General features: G+C 65.1%; 14 protein-coding genes. 1 reads left to right on the forward strand and 13 read right to left on the reverse strand.

What is annotated here, in order from left to right:
* Positions 1 to 8: 8 nt before the first annotated feature.
* The 12 genes from truB to AC1DOP_RS03560 all read right to left on the reverse strand — a co-directional run bounded on the left by truB (position 9) and on the right by AC1DOP_RS03560 (position 15,985).
* Entirely contained in the window at positions 9 to 932 is a 924-nt protein-coding gene (gene truB / locus AC1DOP_RS03505) for a tRNA pseudouridine(55) synthase TruB (RefSeq protein ID WP_442122720.1), read from the reverse strand.
* The gene (gene rbfA, locus AC1DOP_RS03510; RefSeq protein ID WP_442122719.1) at positions 929 to 1,357 is read right to left on the reverse strand and encodes a 30S ribosome-binding factor RbfA; all 429 of its coding nucleotides are present in this window, start codon (positions 1,355 to 1,357) and stop codon (positions 929 to 931) included. Before rbfA ends, truB begins: the two co-directional genes overlap by 4 nt.
* Positions 1,358 to 1,470: 113 nt before the next feature.
* The gene (gene infB, locus AC1DOP_RS03515) at positions 1,471 to 4,332 is read right to left on the reverse strand and encodes a translation initiation factor IF-2 (protein WP_442122718.1); all 2,862 of its coding nucleotides are present in this window, start codon (positions 4,330 to 4,332) and stop codon (positions 1,471 to 1,473) included.
* Between the two features lie 95 nt (positions 4,333 to 4,427).
* Entirely contained in the window at positions 4,428 to 5,993 is a 1,566-nt protein-coding gene (gene nusA / locus AC1DOP_RS03520) for a transcription termination factor NusA (protein ID WP_442122717.1), read from the reverse strand.
* Positions 5,990 to 6,478, reverse strand: coding sequence for a ribosome maturation factor RimP (gene rimP / locus AC1DOP_RS03525; RefSeq protein ID WP_442122716.1), 489 nt, complete (start codon positions 6,476 to 6,478; stop codon positions 5,990 to 5,992). Before rimP ends, nusA begins: the two co-directional genes overlap by 4 nt.
* 342 nt (positions 6,479 to 6,820) lie before the next feature.
* Positions 6,821 to 8,860, reverse strand: coding sequence for a 23S rRNA pseudouridine(2605) synthase RluB (rluB, locus tag AC1DOP_RS03530; RefSeq protein WP_477250113.1), 2,040 nt, complete (start codon positions 8,858 to 8,860; stop codon positions 6,821 to 6,823).
* A gap of 14 nt (positions 8,861 to 8,874) precedes the next feature.
* Positions 8,875 to 9,528: an SMC-Scp complex subunit ScpB gene (scpB, locus tag AC1DOP_RS03535; RefSeq protein ID WP_442122715.1), complete on the reverse strand. Its 654-nt coding sequence runs from the start codon at positions 9,526 to 9,528 to the stop codon at positions 8,875 to 8,877.
* 348 nt (positions 9,529 to 9,876) lie between these two features.
* Positions 9,877 to 10,929, reverse strand: coding sequence for a glucokinase (locus tag AC1DOP_RS03540; RefSeq protein WP_442122714.1), 1,053 nt, complete (start codon positions 10,927 to 10,929; stop codon positions 9,877 to 9,879).
* Positions 10,930 to 11,097: 168 nt separating this feature from the next.
* The gene (locus tag AC1DOP_RS03545) at positions 11,098 to 12,048 is read right to left on the reverse strand and encodes a VTT domain-containing protein (protein WP_442122713.1); all 951 of its coding nucleotides are present in this window, start codon (positions 12,046 to 12,048) and stop codon (positions 11,098 to 11,100) included.
* 264 nt (positions 12,049 to 12,312) lie between these two features.
* Positions 12,313 to 14,001: an ABC transporter ATP-binding protein gene (locus AC1DOP_RS03550; RefSeq protein ID WP_477249830.1), complete on the reverse strand. Its 1,689-nt coding sequence runs from the start codon at positions 13,999 to 14,001 to the stop codon at positions 12,313 to 12,315.
* A gap of 6 nt (positions 14,002 to 14,007) precedes the next feature.
* Positions 14,008 to 15,024 (reverse strand): ABC transporter permease, encoded by a 1,017-nt coding sequence (locus AC1DOP_RS03555; protein WP_477249832.1) that lies wholly within the window; start codon positions 15,022 to 15,024, stop codon positions 14,008 to 14,010.
* 22 nt (positions 15,025 to 15,046) lie between these two features.
* Positions 15,047 to 15,985 carry an ABC transporter permease gene (locus AC1DOP_RS03560; RefSeq protein ID WP_477249834.1) on the reverse strand — a complete coding sequence of 313 codons (939 nt, stop codon included), beginning with the start codon at positions 15,983 to 15,985 and terminating at the stop codon, positions 15,047 to 15,049.
* A gap of 321 nt (positions 15,986 to 16,306) precedes the next feature.
* On the opposite strand from AC1DOP_RS03560, the gene AC1DOP_RS03565 reads away from it, so the two are divergent.
* Complete coding sequence (locus AC1DOP_RS03565) at positions 16,307 to 19,081, forward strand: TonB-dependent receptor (RefSeq protein ID WP_477249836.1); 2,775 nt, start codon at positions 16,307 to 16,309, stop codon at positions 19,079 to 19,081.
* A 102-nt stretch (positions 19,082 to 19,183) separates the two neighbouring features.
* Here AC1DOP_RS03565 and AC1DOP_RS03570 read toward each other — a convergent pair whose 3' ends face one another.
* Positions 19,184 to 19,876, reverse strand: a complete 693-nt coding sequence (locus tag AC1DOP_RS03570; RefSeq protein WP_477249838.1) for a type 1 glutamine amidotransferase domain-containing protein — start codon at positions 19,874 to 19,876, stop codon at positions 19,184 to 19,186.
* Positions 19,877 to 19,928: the final 52 nt, after the last annotated feature.

Below are 19,928 nucleotides of genomic sequence, written 5' to 3' on the forward strand. Positions count from 1 at the left end.
ACAGTGACTCAAGCCTGGCGCGCCGCGATCAGGCGTTCCGGCGCCAGGATCGCGTATTCCTGCAGGATGGCCGTGCCCAGCAGCCTGCCGTCGGCGTAGACGCGCACCCTGCCCAGCTCCGGCGGCACGGTCACCGCTTCCTTGCCAAGCGCCAGGCGCTGGCCGTTCAGGAAACGCTTTTCCAGCTCGGGCGTGAGGTCGATGCGCGGGAAGGTCGACAGCAGCGCGTCGACCGGCGCCAGCAGCGACAGCGGATTCTCGTGCGCCTGCAGCTCTTCCAGCGTGACCATGTTGGCGGTGGTGAGCGCGCCGACCTGCACCCGGCGCAGCGCGCTCAGGTGGGCGCCGCAACCGAGTGCCGCGCCGATGTCCTCGCCCAGCACGCGCACATAGGTGCCCTTGCTGCATTTCACGCGAATGCTCAGGAAAGGCGCGGCGATGGCGACCAGTTCCAGTTCATGGATGGTGACCGGACGCGCCTCGCGCTCCAGCGTGACGCCTTCGCGCGCATATTCGTACAACGCCTTGCCGTCGCGTTTCAGGGCCGAGTACATCGGCGGCACCTGCAGGATGGGGCCGCGAAAGCGCGCCAGCGCGGCTTCGACCTGCTCGGTGCTGACATCGACGTCGCGGGTCTCCAGCACCTCGCCCTCGGTATCGCCGGTGGTGGTGGTGATGCCCAGGTGGACGGTGGCGAGATAGGTCTTGTCCGCTTCCAGCAGGTCCTGCGAGAACTTGGTCGCCTCGCCGAAGCACAGCGGCAGCAGGCCGGTGGCGAAGGGGTCGAGGGTGCCGGTGTGGCCGGCCTTCTTGGCGTTGACGATGCGCTTGACCTTGATCAGCGCGTCGTTCGAGGACAGGCCGACCGGCTTGTCGATCAGGAGCACCCCGTCGACCAGGTCGCGGGGCTTTTTCGGCGGTCTTGCGTTCACTCGGAATCCGAATCTTCGTCAGTGTCGGCGGGGGCCGACTCGTCGACGTAGTCGGCGGCGCGCGTCGCATTGGCCTGGTCGATCAGGGCCGACATCGCCAGGCCGCGGCTGGTCGAGGTGTCGTGCACGAAGTGCAGCTGCGGCAAGGTGTGGATGTGCAGGCGCTTGCCGAGCAGGTTGCGCAGGTAGCCGGAGGCCTTGTTCAAGCCTTCCAGGGTCTGCTTGACCTCTTCCGGGCTGTCCTTGAGCAGGGTGAACCAGACCTTGGCGTGCGCATAGTCGGGGGTCAGCTTGACTTCGCTGATGGTGACCATCCCCACGCGCGGATCCTTCAGTTCGAACGCGATGAGTTCCGACAGGTCCTTCTGGATCTGGTCGGCGACGCGCAGGCCGCGCGATGGAATGCTTTTACTGTGTTTAGGCATATTGTTGAGCTGCTTATTGTTATCCGACGGAAATAATTTGGGGCCAGTGGCCCGCGCCACATGGCACAGGCCTACTAGCCCCAATGCTACTCCAATCGTTGGAACGACCGTAATTACAGCGTACGCGCCACTTCCTGCACTTCGAACACTTCCAGAACGTCGCCGACCTGGATTTCGTTGTAGTTCTTCAGCGACAGGCCGCACTCGAGACCGGCGCGAACTTCCTTCGCATCGTCCTTGAAGCGCTTGAGCGAATCGATCTCGCCGGTCCAGATCACGATGTTGTTGCGCAGCAGGCGAACCGAGGAGGTACGCTTGACCACGCCATCGGTGACCAGGCAGCCCGCGATCGCGCCGACCTTCGACACCAGGATGACCTGGCGGATTTCGACCTGGCCGGTGATGTGCTCGCGCTTCTCCGGTGCCAGCATGCCCGACAGTGCCGTCTTGATCTCGTCGATCGCATCGTAAATGATGCTGTAGTAACGGATGTCGACGCCGTTGGTCTCGGCCAGCTTGCGCGCCTGGGCATCGGCACGGGCGTTGAAGCCGATGATGACTGCCTTCGACGCGGTCGCCAGGTTGACGTCCGACTCGGTGATGCCGCCGACCGCCGCGTGGACGATCTGGACACGCACTTCCGAAGTCGACAGCTTCTGCAGCGAACCGACCAGCGCTTCCTGCGAACCCTGCACGTCCGTCTTGACGATGAGCGGCAGGTTCTTGACTTCGCCTTCGCCCATCTGGTCGAGAATGTTCTCCAGCTTGGCTGCCTGCTGCTTGGCCAGTTTCACGTCGCGGAACTTACCTTGACGGAACAGTGCGATTTCACGCGCCTTGCGCTCGTCGGCCATGACCATGACTTCTTCGCCGGCACTCGGCACTTCGGTCAGGCCCTGGATCTCGACCGGGAAGGACGGACCGGCTTCGGTCACCGACTTGCCGTTCTCGTCCAGCATCGCACGGACGCGGCCGAAGGACGAACCCGCCAGCACGACGTCGCCGCGCTTCAGGGTACCCGACTGCACCAGGATGGTGGCGACCGGGCCGCGGCCCTTGTCCAGGCGGGCTTCGACCACCAGGCCACGCGCCAGCGATTCCACCGGCGCCTTCAGTTCCAGCACTTCGGCTTGCAGCAGCACGTTTTCCAGCAGGTCGTCGATGCCCTGGCCGGTCTTCGCCGACACCTGGACGAACGGCGATTCGCCACCGTATTCTTCCGGCACCACACCTTCGGCAACCAGTTCCTGGGTCACACGGTCGGCATTCGCGCCCGGCTTGTCGATCTTGTTGATCGCCACGACCAGGGGCACGCCTGCCGCTTTCGCGTGGGCGATCGCTTCCTTGGTCTGCGGCATCACGCCGTCGTCGGCCGCTACCACCAGGATGACGATGTCGGTCGCCTTGGCGCCGCGGGCACGCATTGCCGTAAAGGCTTCGTGACCCGGGGTATCCAGGAAGGTGACCATGCCGCGCGGAGTGTCCACGTGGTAGGCGCCGATGTGCTGGGTGATACCGCCGGCTTCGCCCGCAGCAACCTTGGCGCGGCGGATGTAGTCCAGCAGCGAGGTCTTGCCGTGGTCGACGTGGCCCATCACGGTCACGACCGGCGCACGCGGCTTGGCCTCGAACTCGTGATGCTCGGCCGGGTCGGCCAGCAGCGCTTCCGGATCGTCCTCGGCGGCGGCGAAGGCCTTGTGGCCCATTTCTTCCACCACGATCATCGCGGTTTCCTGGTCCAGCACCTGGTTGATGGTGCACATCTGGCCCAGCTTCATCAGCTGCTTGATGACCTCGGATGCCTTCACGGCCATCTTGTGCGCCAGTTCGGCCACGGTGATGGTTTCCGGCACGTAGACGTCCTTGACGATCGCCTCGGTCGGGGCCTGGAAGTTCGATTCGCGATCGTCGTGGCCGCCACGACGGCCGCCACGTCCACCGCCCGCACGCCAGCCGTCACGGCCGCCGGTCGAGGGGGCGCCACGGCCCTTCATGCCGCCGCCAGGGGCGCCGCGCTTCTTCTCGTCCGACCAGGTCGAGGCCACGTTGGCCGACTTGATCGACTTCTTGTCGCCCGGTTTCGGACGTGCACCGCCACCGGTCGCGTCGGCCGGCTTGGCTTCGCCCGGTTTCTTTTCGGCAGGTTTATGCAGGGTTGCCGGTTCGGCTGCCTTCGGCTTGGCCGCAGGCACTTCCGGCGCCTTGATCACGCGGCGCGGCTGGGCCATCATGGCCTTGATCTGGGCCACTTCGTCGGCCACGGCCTTGCGTGCGCGCTCGGTGGCGGCGGCGCGTTCGGCGGCTTCCTTGGCGGCTTCGTCGGCCTTGCGCTTGGATTCCTCGGCGGCTGCCTTCTTGGTTTCCTCGGCGGCGGCGCGCTTGGCTTCCGCGGCGGCATCGGCGGCGCCGGCAGCGGCGTCGGCTTGCACCTGTGCGACGGCCGCGGCTTCGCGCTGCAGACGCTCTTCGGCGTCGCGCTTGGCCTGCTCTTCGGCCGCCTTGGCCTGTGCGGCCTTCTCGGATTCCAGCTTGGCCAGGCGTTCCTGCTTCTCACGCAGTTCCGCTTCCTGGCGCGCCAGCAGTTCCGACTGGCGGCGCGCTTCCTCGTCACGGCGTGCCTGTTCGGCGGCGTCGATCACCGGGGCGGTAGCCGCCTTGGCAGTGACCAGATCGTCGCGCTGTACGAAAGTGCGTTTCTTGCGCACTTCCACCTGGATCGTGCGCGATTTGCCGCTGGCGTCAGCCTGCTTGATCTCGGAGGTTTCCTTGCGGGTCACCGTGATCTTCTTCTTTTCGCCCGATTCGGCGGCGCCATGGGTACGGCGCAGATGGTTCAGCAGCTTATCCTTATCATCCTTGGACAAGGGATCTGACGTCGAACTTTTCTCGACGCCAGCAGAACGCAGCTGCGTCAGCAGCAAATCTGCAGGCATCTTCAGTTCGGTGGCAAATTGGGCTACGTTGTTACTCGCCATTCAGTCCTCTTTTCTATGTGTCGCGAGATGATAAAGAATTTTGCTCGGGTTGGAAACGCAAAGACCGCGGCACCGCCCCGGTCTTTGCACAACCCTTATGCCTTGGCCGTTTCTACCTGGCTCCAGGCTTTCGCCTGCAGGGCCTTGGCCCGGTCGTCGTACTTGGCGTCGACCAGTTTCATCTCATCGTCAGACACATCATTAAATGCGTTCTTGATCAAATCACGGGCACGGTCGGTCGGCAGGGCCAGGATGGCGCCGAACTCGTCGTATGCCAGGCCCGCGAATTGTTCGAGGGTCTTGATACCGGCAAGACCAAGCTTGCCGGCGGTGGTACGGTCCATCCCTTCCAGGCTGACCAGCGACTCTTCCATGCCCTCGAGGCCTTCTTCGGAAGCGATCGCTTCGGTCACCAGCGCGTCACGGGCGCGGGTGCGCAGTTCGTTGACGGTGTCTTCGTCGAACGATTCGATTTCCAGCATTTCGGAGATGGGCACGTAGGCGATTTCTTCAAGGCTCGAGAAACCTTCCTCGACCAGGATATTCGCCACTTCCTCATCCACATCCAGCTTTTCCATGAACAGCACGCGCACGGCGGCGGTTTCCTGGGCAGCCTTGTTGGCCGATTCCTCGGCCGTCATGATGTTGATCTTCCAGCCGGTCAGATCGGACGCCAGGCGCACGTTCTGGCCCGAACGGCCGATCGCGATCGCCAGGTTTTCTTCGTCGACCACGACGTCCATCGCATGCTTCTCTTCGTCGACCATGATCGACGACACGTTGGCCGGGGCCAGCGCGCCGATCACGAACTGGGCCGGATCTTCCGACCACAGCACGATGTCCACGCGCTCGCCGCCCAGCTCGCCGGTCACGGCCTGCACGCGCGAACCGCGCATGCCGACGCAGGTACCGATCGGGTCGATGCGCTTGTCGGAGGTGAACACGGCGATCTTGGCGCGCACGCCCGGGTCGCGGGCAGCCGATTTAATCTGCAGCAGGCCTTGTTCGATTTCCGGAACTTCCAGCTCGAACAGCTTCATGATGAATTCCGGCGCGGTGCGCGACAGGATCACCTGCGGGCCGCGCATATTGCGGTCGACGCGCAGGATGTAGGCACGGACGCGGTCGCCGATGCGCAGGTTTTCCTTCGGGATCATCTGGTCGCGCGGCAGGCGGGCTTCGATCTTGCCCGACTCGACGATTGCGTCGCCGCGCTCCATGCGCTTGATGGTGCCGGTGACGAGGGCGTCGCCACGCTCCAGGAAGTCCTGCAGGATCTGCTCTCGCTCGGCGTCGCGGACGCGCTGCAGCACGACCTGCTTGGTGTCCTGGGCGAAGCGGCGGCCGAACTCGACCGACTCGATCGGCTCTTCGATGTATTCGTCGACTTCGATGTCCGAAATCTGCTCCTTGGCTTCGAAATGCAGGATTTCCTGGTCGGGCAGCTGCAGGCCGGCCTCGTCGGGCACGACGTGCCAGCGGCGGAAGGTTTCGAATTCACCGCTGTCGCGGTCGATACTCACACGGATGTCGACATCGCCCTCGTAGCGTTTTTTCGTGGCCTGCGCCAGTGCGAACTCGAGCGCGCCGAAGACGACCTCTTTATCGACGTTTTTTTCGCGCGCGAGCGCATCAACCAGTAACAAAATTTCGCGACTCATGCTTTGCGACTCCTAAAATCCACCTTCGGCACCAGGCGTGCCTTGTCCAGTTCGGCCAGCGTAAATTCCAATAACGCCAGGCCATCCTTGCTTTCAAATTCCAACCCGATCTTCTCGCCTTGCGGGGCGTGCAGAATGCCCGTGTAGGTCTTGCGGTTCGCGGTGCCGGGCATCGCGACGCGCAGCTTGACCGTGCATTCCTCGCCGGCAAAGCGTTCGAAGTCGGCCAGGGTGCGCACCGGACGGTCCAGTCCGGGCGACGACACTTCCAGGCGCTCGTAATCGACGTTTTCGACCGTCAGCACGTGCGACAGCTGGTGGCTGACCGTGGCGCAATCTTCGACCGAGATCGGTCCCTTTTCGTCCGCCACCGCGGCCGGGAAATCGATGAACACGCGCAGGATGCCTCGCTCGGCACGCTCGATATCGACGAGTTCGTAGCCCAGTCCACTGACTGTGGTGGCAATCAAATCAAACAGCTGCACTGATTTCTCCAGATCGCCGGCATGGCGCCGGACCTCTTAAAACGATTCAACAAAAAAAAAATGGGCAACTGCCCATCTTCTTATATTTCCAACCAGATGAAAGTGTCTACACCAAACAAAACGCCGGGGAGAACTTTAATTGGTTGCGAATTATAACCCGATACAGGGCAGCTCGCAATCGCTGCGCTGCAAAATGAACAGGTCTGCAACAGTTTACACCTTTGGCGAACAGGCCGCATTCAAATACGTCGTCGCCGCAGTCATATACCTCACCCATGGCCATCCACGTCGCCCCCGCGGTCATACACGTCACCCCCGCGCAGGCGGGGGCGACGGAGCCGATCAGCCGCGGCGGCCGCGCCGCGGCATGCCGTTATCGCTGACGCGCGGACCCGCCGGGCGGCGGTTCTGGCCGGCGCCGGCGAAGCCGAAGGTGGTCTGCAGCGGATCCGGCTGGCGCGGACCCTTGCCGCCACCGCCACCACCACCGCTGCGGCCCTGGCCGCCACTGCGTCCCTGACCGCCGTTACGGCCGCCCTGGCCGCCGCCGAAGCCGCTGCCGCCGCGCCCCTGGGCGCCCGGCATGCCGGGCTGACCGCGGCCGCCCTGCTGGGACCCGACGCGCACCACCGGCGGGCCGAAGGGATCGACGTTGCGGTTGGCATCGGCACGATCGATGCGGTTGCCGTTGGTCCGGTCCGCATTGGGGCCACCGCGGTCCTTGCCGCCGCCCTGCTTCTGCTTCTGGCCGCCCTGGCCCTGGCCCTGGCCGCCGGCCTTCTGCTCGCCCTTCCTCTCGATGCCGAAGGCGGTCATGAAGTTGCGGACGTCGTTTTCTTCGAGCTCTTCCCAACGACCGCGCTTCAGGCCGGTCGGCAGGGTCATCGCGCCGTAGCGGGTGCGGATCAGGCGCGAGACGGTCAGGCCGACCGCCTCGAACATGCGGCGCACCTCGCGGTTGCGGCCTTCGCCGATCACCACGCGGTACCAGTGGTTGACGCCTTCGCCGCCGCCGTCGACGATCTTGGTGAAGGAGGCCAGGCCGTCTTCCAGCTCGACGCCGGCCAGCAGCTTCTGGCGCATGCCCTCTTCCAGCACGCCGAGGGTACGCACGGCGTACTCGCGGTCGATGTTGTAACGCGGGTGCATCAAGCGGTTCGCCAGGTCGCCGGAGTTCGTGAACAGCAGCAGGCCCTCGGTGTTGAAGTCGAGGCGGCCGACGGCCAGCCATTTGCCGGTCTTCATGGTCGGCAGGCGGTCGAATACCGACGGACGGCCTTCCGGATCGTCCGCGCTGACGATTTCGCCGGCCGGCTTGTGGTACACCAGCACGCGCGGCGGCTTGTTGTTATTCACGCGGCGCTGCAGCAGCTTGCCGTTGATGCGCACGGCGTCGGTCGGCAGGATGCGCTGGCCGATGTGGGCCGGCTCGCCGTTCACCGACACGCGGCCGGCGATGATCAGCTCTTCCATGTCGCGGCGCGAACCCAGGCCGGCCTCGGCCAGCACCTTGTGCAGCTTCGGCGCATCGTCCTCGGCGGTCAGGTCGCGGCGTACCTTGGCCGCCTTGGCCTGGCCCTGGCCGCCCTCGTGGGCGTCGAAGGCGTCCGAGGTCACGAAGGAGAACACGGCGTCGGCATCGTTCGGCTTGGCGCCGCGGTTATCCTTGCCGCCGCGGGCGTTCTTGCCCTTGCCTTGCTGCTGACCCTGCTTCTGGGCCTGCTGGCCCTGCTTCTGGGCTTGCTGGCCCGGCTGGCCGGCCTGGCCTTGCTGGACCTGTTGACCCTGCTGGCCGCGCTGCTGGCCTTTCTTGCCCCTATTCTGGCCGTCGTGCTTGCCGGTGCGCGCCCCTTGGCGCTGCTCGGTGCGCTTCTCGGCGGCCTGCTCGCCCTGCTCCGCGCCGGCCTGGGCCGGCTCGGCCACGGCGTCGGCGCCGTCGGCCTGGCCGCGCGGCGCGGCGGCCGCAGCGACGGCTTCCCGCTGCTGGCGCTGCTCGCGCATCTGGCGCGGACCGCGCGGCTTGCGCTGGCCATCATCCTGGGCCGCATCGACGGCGGGCGCCGGGGCGGGAGCCGGAGCGGCTTCGGCGGCCGGGGCGCTCACGGCCTCCGCGGCATCGGCCTTTTTCGCACGCGGCTTGCGGGCCGGCTTGGCGGCCGGGCTCGCATCCTGCGATGCAGGAGCCTCGGCTGCCGGCGCGGCGCCTTCCGGAATATCGGCGGCCGGCTTGGCGGCGGCCTTGCGGGTGCGCTTGGGTTTCGCGTCGGCTTCCGGCTGCGTGCCGTCGGCTGCAGCCTGGGCGCGCGTGCGGCGCTTCGGCTTGGCTGCCGCCTCCAGCCCTGCTTCGGCAGGGGTCGTCTCGGTGTTGTCGGTTGGATTCATCATTCGTTTCGTTGTTATTGCTGACCTGACGCGAGATCAACCACCGGTTGCGTCGCAGGGTCGTGTTCATCAAATTGTTGCAAGGCCGCTTCCAGCGCTTCCAGACTGCGTCCGCCGGTGCCGTCCGCCACTTCCTGCAGCGGCGGCAGCTGCGACAGCGAGGCCAGGCCGAGGTCGTCGAGGAACTGCCGGGTCGTGCCCAGCAGGGCCGGACGTCCCGGCACCTCGCGGTGGCCGACCACGTCGATCCAGCCGCGGTCCTCGAGCATCTTGATCGTCTGCGAGTTGACGGCGACGCCGCGGATCTCTTCGATGTCGCCGCGCGTGACCGGCTGGCGGTAGGCGATGATCGCCAGCGTCTCCAGCGTTGCGCGCGAATACTTCGGCGGCTTTTCCGGGGCAACCCGGTCTAGGTAAGGCTTCATTTCGGGCCGGCTCTGGAAGCGCCAGCCGGATGCCAGGCTGACGATCTCGATGCCGCGGTCCTGCCAGTCCTGGCGCAGTTCCTCCAGCAGGATCTTGATCGTGTCGGCGCCCACGCCCGCGCCGATCTGGCGGCCGTTCGCATCCACGTCGGCGAACAGTTTCTTCATGCCGTGGATCGTCATCGGCTCACGCGCGCACAGCAAGGCGGTCTCGAGGACCTTCTTGGCCTCATCAGTGTTCATAACGGCAAAGAAAACATCAAACACAAACGGCTTCAACGGTCACGAAGTGTCGTTGCAGCGACACAGGAGCTTACGCCCCAATGAGACAGTACGCGTTGAAACTGGGTTCCGTGGCCCGGCAGTGGCGCCGGGCGGATACCGTGGGGGCTCATGCCTGCCACGCGGCAGCCCGCCGGAAAGCGGACTGCAAAGATAGACTTTCAGGAGAAACGGCGCTGCTGGAGCAGGAAGGACGACATCGTTTCTACCGATTGGCGGCCATTGTACCCGATAAAACCCGGAAAGGGAGAAGCCGCGAACAGGTGCGCGCAGCGCGGCACGGCGGACGATGCGCCGCGATGCGCCCGCTCAAGCGGCGAGGCGTTCGGCAAGGATCGCGGAGACGCCCAGGAAAGCCGGGTACTCGGCCGTGATCACATAGGTCGGGACCGCCGCCAGGTAGGCGGCAAAGCGGCCCTTCTGCTCGAAGCGGCGGCGGAAGCAGGAGCGCGCAAAGCGCTCGCCCAGGCGCGGCACGATGCCGCCGCCGATGTAGACCCCGCCCTGGGCGCCCAGGGTGACGGCCAGATTGCCGGCTACCGTGCCCAGCATGCCGCAGAAGGCTTCGACGACCTCGTCGCACAGCAGGCATTCGCCGGCCAGGGCGCGGCGCGAAATCTCCGGCGCGTCCAGTACGCGCTCGGCCGCCCCGCGCAGCTCGGCCAGCGCGCGGTAGATCAGCTCGACGCCGGCGCCGGACAGCAGGCGCTCGGCCGACACGTGTTCGAATTCGCGCCATGCGTACTGCAGGATCGCGATTTCGGTGTCGTTGGCCGGAGAAAAGGTGACGTGGCCGCCTTCGCTGCGCAGCGCGGTCCAGCTCTTGCCGTCCGGGGCCGGAATCAGGCCGGACACGCCGAGCCCGGTGCCGGCACCCAGCAGGCCGATCGGCGCATTCACGCCCGGGGCGCCGCCGCCGACCTGGACCTTGTCGCTGTCCGTCAGCCAGGGCAAGGCCATCGCCAGCGCCTCGAAATCGTTCACCACCACGAAGGTATCGAAGCCGCACTCGCGGCGCATCGCCTCGATCGAGAATTCCCAGTGGTGATTGGTCATGCGCACCATGTCGCCCAGCACCGGATTGGCGATCGCGATCGCCGCATGGCGCACCGTGCCCGAGCCGGCCACCGTCTCGGCCACCGCCGGCAGGGCCAGGTAGGCGCGCAGGGCATCCGCCAGCGTCGGGTGGCTGGCGCAGGACAGCACTTCGATGTGCGCGATGCGGCCCGGGCCCAGTTCCAGCGCGAAGCGCGCATTGGTGCCGCCGATGTCGGCGAGCAGGCGCGGGCTGGCATGCCCCGCGGTCATGGTCGGGGAAGCGGCGGACGGCTGGAGAACGGGGGATGCGGGCGCAACAGTCATGGCATGGAATCGGAAACAGATTCCAGAAGCTTAAGGACTTCTCGGCTTCAGCGCAAGCACTTATTGTAGTTTAGGTACATCCGCCCTTGTTTCGCTAGGAATCCCACAAAATATTGCAGAGATTCATGAGTAGTCGAGCTACCAAACTTCGGCTGCAAAGACGCTTGCTCAGCCGGCTTTCGGCTTGAGTTCGACGTCCGCCTCGGCGGCGCAATCCGCGTTCCAGGCGTCGAGGCCGCCGCGCAGGGGACGGGCGTGGTGGAAACCGTTGGCCAGGAAGGTCTTCGCAACCTGGGCCGCGGTGACGTCGTTCGGGCAGCTGCAGTAGATGACGATGTGGCGGTCGCGGTCGAGGCTGGCCATCAGGCGTTCCGGGACGGTGTCGCCGTAGACCAGCGCGCCCGGGATGCCCTGCTCCAGCTGGCGCGCGGTGACGCCGCGGGCATCGACGATCAGCGGGTCGTGGCCGGCCTCGAGCAGGGATTTCAGCTCGGCGGTGGTGATGCGCGGCAGGTTGGCGGCGCCGAGGTTGCGGCGGCGCTCGATGTACTTGAACAACACGAACAGGGCCAGCAGCGCGCCGACCACCATCAGCGCGGTGCTGCCGAGGGTCTCGAACCAGGAGATGACGTCGTCGACGCTGCCGTGGAACCAGGCGCCCAGGCCCATGCCGACGCCGCTCCACAGCAGGCCGCCGGCCATCGACAGCCACAGGAAGCGCTGGGTGGTGGTGCCCATGGCGCCGGCCAGCGGCGGGGCGATGGTGTTGAAGCCGGGGATGAACTTGGCGACCACCAGCGACTTCGCGCCCCAGCGGCTGAAATTATCCTCGGTCTGGCTGACGCAGGAATCCGGCGACAGCGAAATCTTGCACAGCAGGCGCAGGATGCGCTTGCCGTAGTAGCGGCCGGCGCGGAACCAGAAATAATCGCTGATCAGGCAGGCGGCGATGCTGGCCGCCAAATAGAGCGGCCAGTTGGCTCCCTTGTCGACCGCCAGCGCGCCGGCGATGATCAGCACCGGGAAGGCGGGAATCGGCAGGCCGATCTGTTCGAGCAGCACGATGCCGAACACGATCAACGCGCCATAGGTGTGTATCAGGTGGGAGAGCGAGGCCATGCCAATATGGTATCGGAAAAGCCCGCCCCGCGCCCCCTCCTAATGCCACTTACCGCGGGAGCGACAGCTTAAAATTCGGTAAAATTCGGGGTCAGAGCACATTTCGCAACAAATTCGGGGTCAGAGCACTTTTTGCCCTTGCGCTAACTGAAGCAATCCATGCCGAAGCTCGGCCAACCGCACCTAAAGACCCGGTTCCAAAAAATCGCTCTGACCCCGAATTTCAGCAGAAATGTGCTCTGACCCCGAATTTTTGACGCGGCCTCAGGCCCCGCGCGGGATGGCGTTCAGCAAGGTCTGGGTGTAGGGGTGCCGGGGGTTGCGGTAGAGCTCGTCCGAGTCTGCCATCTCGACCACGCTGCCGTGGTGCATGACCATCACGCGGTCGGAGATGTACTTGACCACGGATAAATCGTGCGAGATGAAGATGTAGCTCATCTTGTACTCGTCCTGCAGGTCCTGCAGCAGGTTCAGCACCTGGGCCTGGACCGAGACGTCCAGCGCCGACACCGACTCGTCGCACACCAGGATCTCCGGCTTCATGGTCAGGCAGCGCGCGATCGCGATGCGCTGGCGCTGGCCGCCGGAGAATTCGTGCGGATAGCGGTGGAAGGCCTGCTCCGGCAGCCCGACCCGCTTCAGCAGATAGTGGGCGTGCTCGATGCGTTCCGCATCATTCAAGCCGATGCGATGGATGCGCATCGGCTCCAGCAGGATCTGGCCGACCGTGAAGCGCGGGTTCAGCGAAGCATAAGGATTCTGGAAGATGATCTGGATGCGCCGTTTATACGCCTGGTACTCGCGGTCGCTCATCGCCAGCAGGTCGCGGCCCTCGAACAGGGCGCTGCCGCCGGTGGCGCGGTGCAGGCGCAGCAGGGTCAGGCCGACCGTGGTCTTGCCGGAACCGGATTCGCCGACCACGCCCAGGGTCTTCCCGCGCGGCAGCGTGAAGGACACGTCCTTCACCGCCTTGAATTCGCGCTTGCCGAACAGGCCTTCGCGCAGATAAAAACTCTTCGCCAGCCCGCGCACCTCCAGCACGTTGTCATCCGACGGCGCATACCCGCGCGCACGCTGCGGCAGCTCTGCACCCGCCGTAAAACGCCCGCTCAGATAGTCGTCGATGACCGGCAGGCGCACCGGCCGCTCGTCCAGCTTCGGCCGGCAATGCAGCAGCGCACGCGTATAGGCGTCGGATGGCGCATGCAAGACCTGGGCAGCAGGCCCCTCCTCCCGCACCTCGCCATGCCGCATCACGATCACGCGGTCGGCAATCTCGCCCACCAGTCCGAGATCGTGGGTGATGAACAGCACCGACATCTGGTGCTTCTTCTGCAGCCCCGCGATCAGTTCCATGATCTGCTTCTGGATCGTCACGTCCAGCGCCGTGGTCGGCTCGTCGGCGATCAGCAGGCGCGGTTCGCAGGCGATCGCCATCGCGATCATCACGCGCTGCTGCTGGCCGCCCGACATCTGGCTCGGATAGGCGTCGATCTTGGCTGCAGGGTCGGGGATGCCGACTTCGTCCAGCAGCTCGAGCGTGCGGGCGCGCGCCTGGCGCTTGTCCATGCCCAGGTGCTGGCGCAGTACTTCGCCGATCTGGAAGCCGACCGTGAACACCGGATTCAGCGAAGACATCGGCTCCTGGAAGATCATCGCGATGTCCTTGCCGCACAGCTTGCGGCGCGCCTCGATCGACTGCCCGAGCAGCTCGCGGCCGTCGAAGCGGATCGAGGAGCCCTCGTGCATGATCGTGGTTTCACGAGGCAGCAGGCCCATTACCGCCAGCGAGCTGACCGACTTGCCGCTGCCGGACTCGCCCACCAGGGCCACGGTGGCGTTCTTCGGCAGGCTGAAGGAAATGCCCTTCACGGCTTCGAACGTGCGCTTCTTGTCGATGCGGAAGGAGACGCGCAGGTCGCGCACCTCGAGCAATGGCTGATCAAAAGTCATACGGGCTCACTTCAATTTCGGGTCCAGCGCATCGCGCAGCGCGTCGGCAAACAGCGAGAAGGCCGTCACCAGCAGGGCCATCGCGCTGGCGGCGGCGGCCAGCTGCCACCACTTGCCCAGGATGAGTTCATTCTGTGCCTCGTTCAGCATGCTGCCCCAGGACACCACGCCCACCGGCACGCCGAAGCCCAGGAAGGACAGGATGACTTCGGCCTTGATGAAGCCGACCACCAGGATCGACATCTGCACCAGCGCCACGTGCGAGACGTTCGGCAGGATGTGCGAGAACATCCGCCGCCAGCTCGAGGCGCCGATGGCGTCCGCCGCCATCACGTATTCGCGGGCCTTGTGCTTGATGTACTCGGCGCGGATCAGGCGGTAGGGCCCGGTCCATCCCGTCAGCCCCAGGATCAGCACGATGGTCAGCACGCCCTTGGTCTGCAGCACCGCGGCCACCGTCAGGATCATCAGGATCGACGGAATCGAGGTGAAGATGCTGTAGAACCAGTTGAACAGGTCGTCGACCTTGCCGCCATAGAAGCCGGAGACGGCGCCGAACAGGGTCCCCAGCGCCACCGCCACCAGGGCCGCCACTAAACCGACCACGATCGAGGTCTGGCCGCCCTTGATGGTTTTTTTAACGATGTCGTGGCCCCATTTGTCGGCGCCGAAAGGCAGGGTCGTGGCTTTGACCGCCTGCGTGGCATGGCCGTGCCGGACCAGCTCCGTCCTCAGTTCGGCGATATCGGCCGCCAGCGGATCGAAGGCATTCGGCGGCGTGGGCGCGGACGGACGGCCCAAGGCCGCCAGCGCGGGATCGGGACCGACGAAGGTCGGCGGCGCATAGTTGAGCGCGACTTCGTCCTCCCAGTCGGCGGCCACCAGGCCGGTGGCGGACAGCAGCACCGACAGCAGGAAGATCAGCACCACCGCCAGCGAAGCCATGGCGATGCGGTCGGCGCGCATTCGGCGCCAGGCGAGCGCCCACAGGCCGGGCGAAGCGTTTTCGATCATTTGAGTCATTTCATTTGCTCATTTGAGCAGATCACTTGAGCTGGACACGCGGGTCCACCGCCTGGTACATCAGATCGGCCAGCAGGTTGAACACCATGGTGGCGGCGGCCACGTAGACCGTGATCGCCTTGATCACCGGAAAGTCGCTGCGCTCGACCGCCAGGATCACCTCGCGTCCGATACCCGGGATGCCGAAGAAGCGCTCCAGCAGGAAGGCGCCGATCAGGAGGGCCGGCAGGTTCGCCATCACGTAGGTGATGATCGGAATCGCGGCATTGCGCAGCACGTGGACCCAGACGATGCGCCGCTCCGACAGGCCCTTGGCGCGCGCGGTGCGCACATAGTCCTGCCCGACTTCGTCCAGCACGAAGCTGCGGAACAGGCGCAGGGTGGGCGCCACCGACACCGTCAGCCCGATCAGGATCGGCAAGGTGGCGTAGCGCAGCAGGTTTTCGAGGAAATGGTCGCCCCAGCCCTGCACCGGAAACAGCCCCAGCTTGTAGGCCAGTCCGTACTGGAACACGATGATGTAGACCAGGATCGAGATCGACATGCCGACCGTGCAGGCGATCATCACCAGGCGGTCGGTCAGCGAGCCGCGCACGAAAGCGATGGCGAGCGCCAGCGCGATCCCGATCAGGGTCTCCAGCACGGTCAGCGGCACCAGCACCGTCAGCGAGGGGCCGAGCCGGGTGGCCAGGATGTGCGAGACCGGTTCGCCGGTGCTCCAGGCATTGCCGAAATCAAAGCTCAGGATCTGCTTGACGAAGATGCCGAGCTGCACGTACCAGGGCTGGTCCAGGCCGAGCTGGGTGCGGATGTTGGCGATCGCCTGCGCATCCGCCATCTTGCCCGCCAGCAGGTAGGACGGGTCGCCGCCGACCCAGTTGAACAGCACGAAGACCAGCACCACCACGCCGGCCATGGTCGGCAGCATTTGCCACAGCCGCCGGAGGATATAAGCAAACATCGGGTATTCCGGGTGAAAAACGAAACTATAGAACAGTTTCCGAATGTTGCAGAGCAAAAAATTTCCCACCTCCTAACAGGGGAAATGCATACAAGTGTGGCATTTACGCAATGTTACGAGGAATTCATATTCATTCATATTGACACTGTAAGGACAGGAATGATCTGATGAGCCCCCGTAAGGTGAAAAAATTCTAATTTCTCACCGGACCACCATTGGTTACCTCTAGTGCTCGTATTCCTTGGTATATGCATGCCAAAGATTGACAAAAAAGCATATGCATGTGTGGACCGATTCATCAGACCATTTCTTGGAGTTGGAATGTATAAAAGAAAAGCTGTAGCCCAAGCAGTCTCCTTCGCCGTCGCCTACGTGGCGTTCGGCGCCGCCGCGATGGCGCAGGACACCTCGTCCGCCCCGATGCAGCGTGTCGAAGTCACGGGCTCGAGCATCAAGCGCGCCACCGCCGAAACCGCCTCGCCGGTCCAGGTGGTCACCCGCGAAGACCTGGCCAAGTCCGGCAAGGGCACCGTCGCCGAATACCTGCAGACCCTGACCGCCGACGGCGCCGGTTCGCTGCCGACCGGCTTCGGCAACGGTTTCGCCGCCGGCTCGACCGCGATCTCGCTGCGCGGCCTGGGCGCGACCTCGACCCTGGTGCTGCTGAACGGCCGCCGCATGGCGCCGTTCGCGCGCGCCGACGACGGCCAGAAAAGCTTCACCGACCTGTCGACCGTGCCGATGGAAGCGGTGGAACGCATCGAGATCCTGAAGGACGGCGCGTCCTCGATCTACGGCGCGGACGCGATCGCCGGCGTGGTCAACATCATCCTGCGCAAGGACTTCACCGGCCTGGTCGCCAAGGGCGAACTGGGCGAGTCGCGCTACCGCGACGGCGAAGTGGCCAAGGGCACCCTGACCTGGGGCAAGGGCGACCTCGACACCGACGGCTTCAACGTCATGACCAACCTCGAGGTCTACGGTAACCACGAGCTGATGAACAAGGACCGCGCCGGCCGCAAGTGGATCGGCCAGGGCGACATCCGTCCGTGGGGCTATGCGGCCAACAGCCAGTTCGCCGGCGGCTACATCACGCCGGGCGCTTCCAGCCCGACCCCGACCGGCGCACTGCGCGATCCGAAGACCGGCAACTACGTCTCGCTGCCGGGCTGCTCGCAGTTCTCGCCGGTGGTCAACCAGGACCCGGCCGGCGGCTGCCTGTGGTACCAGGACCAGTTCCGCTCGATGCAGCCGAATATCGACGGCGTGAACCTGTATGCGCGCGGCACCAAGAACCTGGACGGCGGCCTGCAGCTGTACGCGGAAGCCGGCTACTCCAAGCGTGACACCTCGTTCACCCTGACCCCGCCGTCGACCAGCCCGACCGTCGCCTTCCCGCCGAACGCGGCCAGCCCGACCGGCGTGATCGCCTACGGCAACACGATCCTGATGTCGGCCAAGCATCCGCAGAACCCGTACGGCGCCGACGTGCGCCTGCGCTACTCGATGTTCGACGTCGGCCCCAGCACCCGCTCGGTGGACAATGCCTTCAACCGCTTCGTGATCGGCATCAAAGGCCAGAAATTCGGCTGGGACTTCGACACCGCCTACCTGCACTCGATGTCGAAGCTGGACCTGAACTACAGCAACATGATCAACATGAAGGTGCTGCAGGCCGCCCTGGGCAATCCTTCCAGCCCGTACTTCCCGTACTACATCGGCACCCAGGCCAGCAAGAACCCGTCCTCGCTGTACGCCGCGATGGTGACCAATGCGACCTCGCATTCGACCACCAAGCTCGACATCGTCGACTTCAAGGCCTCGCGTGAGCTGATGCAGCTGCCGGGCGGCGCCATGGGCCTGGCGGTCGGCGCCGAACACCGCCGCGAGTCGCTGGACAACCCGTCGCTGTCGGGCACCGCCGACGGTTCGATCAACTCCTCCTATGTGGCGGCCAAGGGCGACCAGAACATCTCGGCGGTCTTCGTCGAAGTGGCTGCGCCTGTGATCCAGACCGTCGAACTGACCGGTGCACTGCGCTACGACAAGTACAAGAACTTCTCGTCCACCACCCCGAAAGTCGGCATCAAGTGGACCCCGCTGAAGACCTTCGCCCTGCGCGGCACCTACTCGGAAGGCTTCCGCGCCCCGGGTCCGGCCGAAGCAGGCGTCGAGTCGCAGAGCACCGGCAGCTCCTCGGTGCGCGATCCGGTCCGTTGCCCGGGCGGCGTCCCGGCAGCCGGCGGCGCAACCCAGGCCGACTGCGCGATCTCGATCGGTGCGGTCAAGGTCGGCAACCCGAAACTGTCGCCGGAAACCTCGAAGGGCTACACCCTGGGCATGGTCTGGGATCCGCTGGCCAACACCAGCCTGTCCGTGGACGGCTTCAAGATCCGCCGTGAAAACGAGATCAACCCGCTGTCCTACGTCGAAGCAGCCGCCCTGCCGACCGCGATCCGCAACGACAACAACCTGGTCGTGAACGGCGTCGTGATCCCGAACACGGGCACCCTGCTGCTGTCGAACGCACCGTACCAGAACTCGAGCTTCACCGAGATCAAGGGCGTGGACTTCGACGTCAAGCAGCGCGTCAAGCTGGGCGACTACGGCCGCGCGGTCGTGGGCCTGACCTGGACCCACATCGCGTCGTGGGTACGCGCCGAGAAGAGCGGCACCCGTTACCAGTACGCCGGCACCCATGGCAACTGCGACACCTCGAACTGCGCCGGTACGCCGAAGGACAAGATCAGCCTCAGCGCTTCGTGGGACTACAGCCCGAAATTCAACATGACCGCGACGGCCAACTACCGCGCCGACATGCAGAACGTGTACTTCGCCGGCGACAAGTGCGCCTCGCAGTTCGCGAACGGCAACCCGGCGCCTGGCGACTGCCGCCTGGCTTCGTTCACCACGGTCGATCTGTCGGCACGCTATAACGTGACCCGCCAGCTGCAGATCTACGGCTCGATCCAGAACCTGTTCGACAAGGTCGCCCCGCTCGATCCGCTGACCTACGGCGGCATGAGCTACAACCCGATGGACGCCAGCGGCGCCATCGGCCGCTACCTCAAGGTCGGCCTGCGCTGGACCATGTAAGCAAGAAAAACGGCGAACCTCGTTCGCCGTTTTTCGCAGTCCCCGCGCAGGCGGGGATCCAAGCTGATTGGCAAAACGGCGAGCCCTCGGGCTCGCCGTTTTTCATTCCGCGGCGCCTGCGCGCAGGCGCTCCAGCAGCACGCTTGCCGCTTCCGCCGACGATCCGGGGTTCTGGCCGGTGATCAGGAGCCCGTCGCGGACCACGTAGGATGCCCAGTCCGCTCCCTTCGAATACACCCCGCCCTTCGCCTTGAGCTCGTCCTCGACGAGAAAGGGCACCACATCAAGCAGTCCGACCGCGGCTTCCTCGCTGTTCGTGAAGCCGGTCACCCGCTTGCCCTCGGCCAGGGGACGGCCGTCCGGCGCACGCACGTGGCGCAGCACGCCTGGCGCGTGGCAGACGAATCCGACCGGCTTGCCGGCCGCCACGAAGGATTCGATCAGGCCGATCGAAACGGGATCCTCGGCTAGGTCCCACAAGGGGCCGTGCCCGCCCGGATAGAAGACGGTATCGAAAGCGGCCTGGGACACGCTGTCGAGCGGCACCGTGGAAGCAAGCTGCGCCATCGCGTCGGCGTCGGCTTCGAAACGGCGGGTGAGATCGGTCTGGAAATCAGGCTCGCTGCTTTTCGGATCGAGCGACGGGCGGCCGCCTTTCGGCGACGCCAGGACGATCTCGGCGCCGGCATCCTTGAAGGCATAGTAAGGCGCGGCCAACTCTTCCAGCCAGAAGCCGGTCTTGCGCCCGGTGTTGCCGAGTTGGTCGTGCGAGGTCAGGACGATCAGAACTTTCATGCTACTCTCCCATGGTTGAGACCACTAATAGACCAGTCGTCTAATTCGCGGT

It is taken from the genome of Massilia sp. 01N410 (assembly GCF_056399665.1).